The sequence below is a fragment of the Vibrio sp. 2134-1 genome (genome assembly GCF_033339495.1).
This window is the reverse complement of the sequence record NZ_JAWOUS010000529.1, coordinates 1-653: the sequence shown is the minus strand read 5'-3', so window position 1 is coordinate 653 and position 653 is coordinate 1. Positions and strand designations below refer to the sequence as shown.

1 protein-coding gene is annotated in these 653 nt (G+C 46.2%); it reads right to left on the bottom strand.

Features of this window, described 5'->3' with window-relative positions:
- Positions 1-119: 119 nt before the first annotated feature.
- A partial coding sequence (locus R7R78_RS27035; protein ID WP_225474725.1) for a UDP-3-O-(3-hydroxymyristoyl)glucosamine N-acyltransferase occupies positions 120-653 on the bottom strand: 534 nt, incomplete at its 5' end.

The following is a 653-nucleotide window of genomic DNA, read 5'->3' as shown; positions in this document are numbered from 1 at the left end:
GGCCGCAAACTGGGAAATGCCTGCAAAGTGTATACCAGCTTGATAATAAATCTACTAATAGCGCGTCATTATAGAAGAAAAAGACCCGCATTTCGCGAGTCTTTGTTCAGAATATGGAACTAAGATTCTTCTTTCTGCTCCAGCTGTTTTTCAACAGCTTTCAAGCGTTTGTTCATCTCGTCAATACGGTGAACACGAGTTGCCGTCTTGCGCCATTCTCGGTTCGTCTGTAATGGGATACCTGATGAATAAAGACCCTTTTCTTCGATACTGCGCATTACCATGCCCATACCGGTGATGGCAACACCATCTGCGATAGTGATGTGGCCATTTAGAACCGACGCGCCGCCGATCTGACAGTACTTACCAATTTTAGTACTGCCGGCGACAATAGTACCACCTGGCATCACGGTACCATATCCGATCTGCACGTTATGTGCGATTTGAAGTTGGTTATCAAGAATCACATTATCTTCAATAATGGTGTCTTCAAGTGCGCCACGGTCAATCGTAGTACATGCACCAATCTCGACGCGGTTACCAATGCGCACAGAACCAAGCTGAGGGATTTTAATCCACTCGCCTTTATCGTTCGCATAACCAAAACCGTCAGAGCCAATGACTGTGCCAGATTGAACCAGACAGTCATCGCC